We start from the raw sequence: 6,393 nt of genomic DNA on the forward strand, positions 1-6,393 counted from the left end.
TCCGTTAACAACCTTTGAATTCTATAAATTATCTTGTTCTTTTAGGCCTCTTCATCTAAAGTAGATGATGAATATATGATGTAGAGGTGTAGAGATGTCACTTTGGCTATTACGGTATTTTATTTTTTTTCTTGGTTTAACTTTCTTTGGATTAGGAAATGCGATAGCAGTGAATGTTCAATCCTTGGGGCTGCATCCATGGGAGGTATTAAACGTCGCTCTGTTCCAACGGATCGGGTTCACGATTGGGACTTGGAGTGTTATTTGCGGCTTAGTACTGGTGCTGATTACTCTTGTCGTTTATAGGAAGTATATTAGTATTGGGACCTTTCTAAATGCCTTATCAATTGGCCCAATCATGGATTTCTTTTTGCATCTCAACATTCTTCCTCGTGAAAACGAGAATTGGTGGTTGAATCTACTAATCTTGTTAATGGGTATCATCATAACCGGCATTGGCGGAGGAATCTATGTGGCTGCGGGAATCGGGGCCGGTCCACGGGATGGTTTCATGCTTTCTGTTTCGGAAAAAACCGGGTTATCGGTCAGCCGGGCAAGAATCGTTGTCGAGAGTGTCATCTTGATTATCGGCTTAATCCTTGGCGGTCCTGTCTTTATTATGACGTTTGCATATACCTTTATTCAAAGCCCCATCTTTCAGTTTTCCATGAAACTAATGCGTTCCTATATCGCTAGTCTGGAGCGACAGCAAATGGGACAATTTAAAATCCCGTTATAAATCTAAGGAGGCTGCCTTTTTTTATGGTCAACCTCCTTTCTTCTTATTTTACTGACATGTGCTTTACTTCAATTTGTAGTGAAGTCTTTTTCTAATTTAAGTAATTATGCAGTTTAGTTAAATAAAAAAAAGGACTAACTATTGCTTAGTCAGTCAATTTGACCGAAAGTGCTTCCTTCTCGTCTACTATAGGGGGATTTTTTTCAAGGCTCTGTTTTGGCTTTAACAGAGCCTTGTATTAAATATGAGCCGAGAGAGCTCTAATTAACTATAATTAGGTAATATAAAAATCTAATCAATGAGAGGGAGTTAATGTTGGAGTTTCAAAAAATATTTGATGAATTAAAAGATATTATTAAAGAATATGAAATTTTTTTGGATCTGAAATCCGACACCTTAGATAATTATTATTTAGATACAAGGCAAGTGAACAAACGAAATAAAAAGCCCATTTTCTTTGGAGCAGTCCAAATTAAGAAAACAAGAAAAAGGGCTTCCGTAGCAACTCAATTTTCAACTTAAGCACCAGTTTGTTTAATAAAAGCAGTAGTTTTAAATAAGTTGGTTTTCTTTATATTTATCGAACCCATTTTTTGTAAGTCGTTTTAATTCACTAAATAAGTCATCATCAACTTTTTTAAAATGAAAGCAAGATTTTCCTTGCATCCGTTTCTTTAAACTATCCGAAATATCATTTAACAGTTGGGGAAAAACATAAACAGGCATCAGATGAAAACTTACATAATTATTAGTTTGTCCGCTGTTCGGGACGGTTAGGGTCGTCAGCAATTTCCTCAAAGGTAATTTATGAAATTCTTCCGATGAAAGAATCTCAGGATATAAAAATACAGATAATTATGAAAATTAACTTTACCAGACAACTGTATCTTGATAAAGTAAAAGAGACAGCATTATTTAGCTGTTAAGCCATTTATTAACTTAATACAAAAGCTAATTTCACTTTAATAGAAGTTAGAAAAAATGCACCCTATAACATTGGTTTTTACTACTCCAATTCATTTTCTGTCCGCTGTAAGCGTTACCAAAATTAAAAAGTAATTGTTTTCCGTTTGGAAAGGGGGAGGGGAGCCTAAGATGGATCATACTATTCTTTTGAATCGCACTTGGGAGAGATTTGTGAAAGAAGATGTATTGGATTCGAGCAGAATTTCTAAACAAATTCTTGAATCTTGGTACAGATGTAAAGAGAGTAACGTAGATCCTTATTTAGTCAAAGGCAAGACAGTGTTGTTCGGTGACGAATATTTCAGTAAAGTATCAGAAAATGAAACGTTATTAAAAATAGCCACTCCTTATATTCAATCGTTATGGAGGTCCATCAAAGATAAATCTAGAATTATAATGCTTACTGATGCTAACGGTTATGTTTTAAAGGTGATAAGAGATAGCATAATTGATCCGATCTGTAACCAATTAAACCTAATTGAGGGTGTAAAGTGGACCGAAAAGGAAGTCGGGACGAATGCAATTGGAACTGCACTGGCAATAGAGGAACCCATTCATGTAGTCGGGAAAGAACACTATTCACTCCTATCACAAAACTGGACTTGTTCAGCTGCACCGATTAAAAACTCACGTGGTGAGTTAATTGGGGTTTTGGATATATCTAAGAACCAGCCTTATTACGAATTCGATATTTATAGTCTCGCTGTTTCGACAGCATATGCAATTGAATCTGAGTGGAAGCTGCAGGAGCAAAGAGATCGTATCACCCTGGTAGAACTATTTCTGCAGTTTAAACAAAAGGACAATGAACAAATGATGATCTCAGATATAAATGGTTATTTGGTTACCGCTAGTGATTCCATCATGAAAATCATAAGAGATGGTAATAACCCTCATGGTTTTGAAGTGAAAAACCTGAAAGATTTTGGAATAAAAATTTTAACTAAGCAGCCTCTTTACTCAGGGGATCATCGATTAATTGGATTCAAACATTTTGTGAAGCATGTAAATGAGAATTCTAATTACTATTTTTCTGCAGTAGAAAACTTTACATTTATGGGGGAACAAGGAAATAGTATCGCTTTTAGAAAGATTCTAAGTGAGATGAAAAAAGCGGCAAAATCCAATGTTACGGTTTCTATTTATGGAGAAAGCGGAACAGGGAAAGAAGTGGTGGCTAAGTCGATTCATGTAAATAGCGACAGAAAGGACAAGCCCTTTGTTGCCGTTAATTGTGGAGCTATTCCAAAGGAATTATTAGAAAGTGAATTATTTGGTTATGTAGAAGGTGCATTTACAGGGGCTAGAAAAAAAGGATACGAAGGAAAATTTGTTCAGGCCAATAGAGGAACCATATTTTTAGACGAAATTGGAGAAATGCCTTATTCCATGCAGGTAGCCTTATTAAGAGTCCTTCAAGAGAAAGAAGTATTACCAGTTGGTGCGGAAAAGCCTATACCTGTTGATATAAGAATTATCACAGCGACCAATAAAAATTTAGAAGAACTAGTTAGGCGTGGTGAATTTAGACAAGATTTATACTATCGGATCCATGTATTTGATCTTAAAATACCACCTTTGCGTGAAAGGAAACAGGATATACCTGAGCTGGTGAAGTATTTTTTTAAGACTAAAAATATAAATCTTACTATCTCTTCAACTATTATGGATATATTGACGACTTACTCCTGGCCCGGGAATATCAGGGAATTATTTAATGTCTTGGAAAAAATGATGATTTTATCTGAAGGGAAATCTTTGAAGCTTTCACACTTGCCTTCTTATATTAAAGAAAGCAATGGCAATCCCAGCACACCAATAGAACCTACTGTAGAGTCAGCCAATAATTTAGAGGGGGGATTCTTTTCAAACAATCATAAGCTTCAAAAAGAAAAAATGATAAAAGCTCTTCAGAGTACGAAAGGCAATATAAGAGAAGCAGCCTCGTTAATTGGAATGCCTTTAAGTACGTTTTACCGTAAAATGAAAAAGTTTAATATTTAATGAAAAAATATGTTTCATAGCCAAAGTCAATACATATTGTTTTTGGTGATAAGGCGATTCAAAAAGGAAAGGGCCAATCTGGCCCTTTTCTAATTGTTTGCAGAGTTTACTCATGAATAGGGGGAGCCTATCCCCTTCGTGTATCGGTTATTTTTTTAAAAAAAGAGTTAAAGGTATTGCCTATATACGAACTTTAGCTATTTTGTGGTTCACTCTTGGCATAACCTCTTCTTGAAGTAATCTCATTGATTTTTTCCAAATATCAGGTGTCTCGCTATAATCATAGCCTGTAACGAGTAAGGCCCCGAATCCGCCAACCGTTTCATAAAGATTGACTATTTTGTTTGCTACAGTTTCTGGAGAGCCAACAAACCAATTGTGTTTGGCAACATATTCAGGAGTAATTTGTGATTCATCAACAGATTCTTCATGCTTGAATACAGATACTGCACGAAGACTTCGAAAAAGGGGAATCCAATATTCGCGATGCTGTCTTCCCATCATTGAATTTAGGGATCCTTCAATTGCTTCCTCATCCGTATCTGCTACAAACACATCACGTGTAATCCTCCAATCAGATCTTGATGGAGTTCTGCCGCTTCTTTTTGCACCTTCCTCAACAGATTTCCAATGACCGGCTATATATTCATTGTTAGCTCCAAGACTCATTGGAATAAATCCTTTTTCACCAGCGGTTTTTAACGTTTCCGAGCCAGGACTTAATCCGGTAACACCAATTGGCGGGTGTGGCTGTTGATAAGGATAAATATGGTAGCTTGCAAATGGATTGCCTTCAATTTTATTTGCCTTCCAGTAAGCTCCTTCAAATTGGAAAGGCTCTTTCTCATTCCAAAGTTTCAGCATGATTTCTAAAGCTTCTGCCATCATGGTTCGATTCTCGCCAATTGCAGCATCAACACCAAAGGTTTCACTATCTGTCAGCAGGCCTCCCGCTCCAACTCCCAGCATTAAACGCCCTTGTGAGAGATGATCAAGATACGCCACTCTATGAGCGAGCTCAACAGGGTGATGGTATGGCAGTAAATGAGCACCTGGTGCAAGTTTAATCTGTTTAGTTGACGTTAAAGCCTGAGCAATCATTAAATCCGGAGCTGGAATAGGCTCCCATGGTGCAGTAAAATGCTCTCCAATCCAAGCCTCTTGATATCCAAGAGTATCAGCATACTGAATCATCTCTAAATCCCATTGCGTTGCATCATATAAACTTCTTTCCGGTGGATGTGACGGCATTAAAAATAAACCTAACTCCATACATTCATCTCCTTTTTAAATACATTTACACTTTAATAATGCAAATTTTGTGCCAACTTAAAAAAAGGAGAAAAGTGCTGATCTTATCCATGTTTTCAAAAAATCGGAAGTAAAATCATTACTAGAAATTTCTCATTTTTCTCATCGCAGCCATTAAAACTCGAATTCTATTTAATTTCTCAACTTCTCACTTTTCTCACTTTTCTCAAGATGAAGAAGCATGGGGACGGTTCTTGTGCATCATTTCAGTCGTTTTCGGCTCTGTGCACCCCATCATTTGAACCTGAAACGGCTTGCAAAATGAGGCAAGAGAACCGTCCCCATGCATCACAAAAAATTGACTCTAATGAAAAATCAAATTAACATAAATTAAAAGTTAAAGATTGATAGGGGACTGATAGGATGAAAAAGGTTGGAATTGTTGGAGGTATCGGGCCAGAAGCGACAGTAGATTACTACCAAACGATCATCTCAAAATTTCAAGAAAAGATAGGGAGTAAAGAGGAATTACCGGAACTCTTTATTAACAGCATTAATATGTACAAGATGTTTCGATTGCTAATGAATGGACAGACAGAAGAGGTCATTCATTACTTAACCGATGCGGTTCAAAAATTAGAGAGTGTTGGGGCGGATTTTGTGGTCATGTGTGGAAACACACCACATATTGTTTTTGACCAGATTCAGCAAAAAGTCCAAGTTCCGATGATCAGCATTGTAGAAGAAACATGTTTAAAAGCACGGGAATTGAGTTTAGAAAAGCTTGGTCTGATCGGAACAAAGTTTACGATGGAGAATGATTTTTTCCAAAAACCTTTTATTTCTCATAACATAGAGATTGTTGTGCCGAATCAAACGGAACAGGAATATATTCATAGAAAAATTGTTGAGGAATTGGAAAATGGCATTGTCAATAACGAAACAAAAGAAGGTTTTTTATCTATTATCAATCAAATGATAAAAAGAGACGGGATACAGGGCATCATATTGGGCTGCACAGAACTCCCTATGTTGATTAAAAATGAGGATTTAACGATCCACTCTTTAAATACAGCGGAAATTCATATTAGTAAGATTGTCGATATCATTTTTGAGGACCAAAATTGATATTGTAGTTGGGTTATAAATAAGCAAAAACTCGCCATAGTTCATTAACGGAGAGTTTCTTAAATTAAGGCTCTGTTATAACTGAATGTTGAGTTATACTGTGTTTGAAAAATAAGCGGAAAATTTCCGTTTAAATTGGGAAATACCCATATTTCCCTAAAAATAAAGGAAGTTTTTCCGTTTATATTATCCAAACCATTGTATTTTGTCTTATTTAGAGCGGTTAATCGGAATATCTCCGCTTCGTATTATAAGGTCAGCCAGATATTTCTGGTTGACCTTTTTTTATATGGTTTTATTATTAC

At 36.2% G+C, this 6,393-nt stretch carries 5 protein-coding genes; 4 read left to right on the forward strand and 1 reads right to left on the reverse strand.

Features of this window, described 5'->3' with window-relative positions; genetic code table 11:
* The first annotated feature begins 94 nt into the window (after positions 1-94).
* The 3 genes from ACFPA1_RS22245 to ACFPA1_RS22255 all read left to right on the forward strand — a co-directional run bounded on the left by ACFPA1_RS22245 (position 95) and on the right by ACFPA1_RS22255 (position 3,709).
* Positions 95-739: a YczE/YyaS/YitT family protein gene (locus ACFPA1_RS22245; protein WP_378585684.1), complete on the forward strand. Its 645-nt coding sequence runs from the start codon at positions 95-97 to the stop codon at positions 737-739.
* 312 nt (positions 740-1,051) lie between these two features.
* Positions 1,052-1,261 carry a hypothetical protein gene (locus ACFPA1_RS22250; RefSeq protein ID WP_378585687.1) on the forward strand — a complete coding sequence of 70 codons (210 nt, stop codon included), beginning with the start codon at positions 1,052-1,054 and terminating at the stop codon, positions 1,259-1,261.
* A gap of 573 nt (positions 1,262-1,834) precedes the next feature.
* Positions 1,835-3,709, forward strand: coding sequence for a sigma-54-dependent Fis family transcriptional regulator (locus ACFPA1_RS22255; RefSeq protein WP_378585690.1), 1,875 nt, complete (start codon positions 1,835-1,837; stop codon positions 3,707-3,709).
* 180 nt (positions 3,710-3,889) lie between these two features.
* On the opposite strand, the gene ACFPA1_RS22260 is transcribed toward ACFPA1_RS22255, so the two are convergent.
* A complete protein-coding gene (locus ACFPA1_RS22260; protein WP_378585692.1) occupies positions 3,890-4,981 on the reverse strand; it encodes an LLM class flavin-dependent oxidoreductase in 1,092 nt (363 codons plus the stop codon).
* Positions 4,982-5,383: 402 nt separating this feature from the next.
* On the opposite strand from ACFPA1_RS22260, the gene ACFPA1_RS22265 reads away from it, so the two are divergent.
* Positions 5,384-6,088 carry an aspartate/glutamate racemase family protein gene (locus ACFPA1_RS22265; protein ID WP_378585694.1) on the forward strand — a complete coding sequence of 235 codons (705 nt, stop codon included), beginning with the start codon at positions 5,384-5,386 and terminating at the stop codon, positions 6,086-6,088.
* The last annotated feature ends 305 nt before the right edge of the window (positions 6,089-6,393 follow it).

It is taken from the genome of Neobacillus sp. GCM10023253, assembly GCF_042653105.1.
In the GTDB taxonomy this organism is placed as follows: Bacteria; Bacillota; Bacilli; order Bacillales; family Cytobacillaceae; genus Neobacillus; species Neobacillus citreus.

Coding starts and splice junctions, on each gene's coding strand:
- ACFPA1_RS22245 (WP_378585684.1), top strand. CDS start 95: ATGTCACTTTGGCTATTACGGTATTTTATTTTTTTTCTTGGTTTAACT.
- ACFPA1_RS22250 (WP_378585687.1), top strand. CDS start 1,052: ATGTTGGAGTTTCAAAAAATATTTGATGAATTAAAAGATATTATTAAA.
- ACFPA1_RS22255 (WP_378585690.1), top strand. CDS start 1,835: ATGGATCATACTATTCTTTTGAATCGCACTTGGGAGAGATTTGTGAAA.
- ACFPA1_RS22260 (WP_378585692.1), bottom strand. CDS start 4,981: ATGGAGTTAGGTTTATTTTTAATGCCGTCACATCCACCGGAAAGAAGT.
- ACFPA1_RS22265 (WP_378585694.1), top strand. CDS start 5,384: ATGAAAAAGGTTGGAATTGTTGGAGGTATCGGGCCAGAAGCGACAGTA.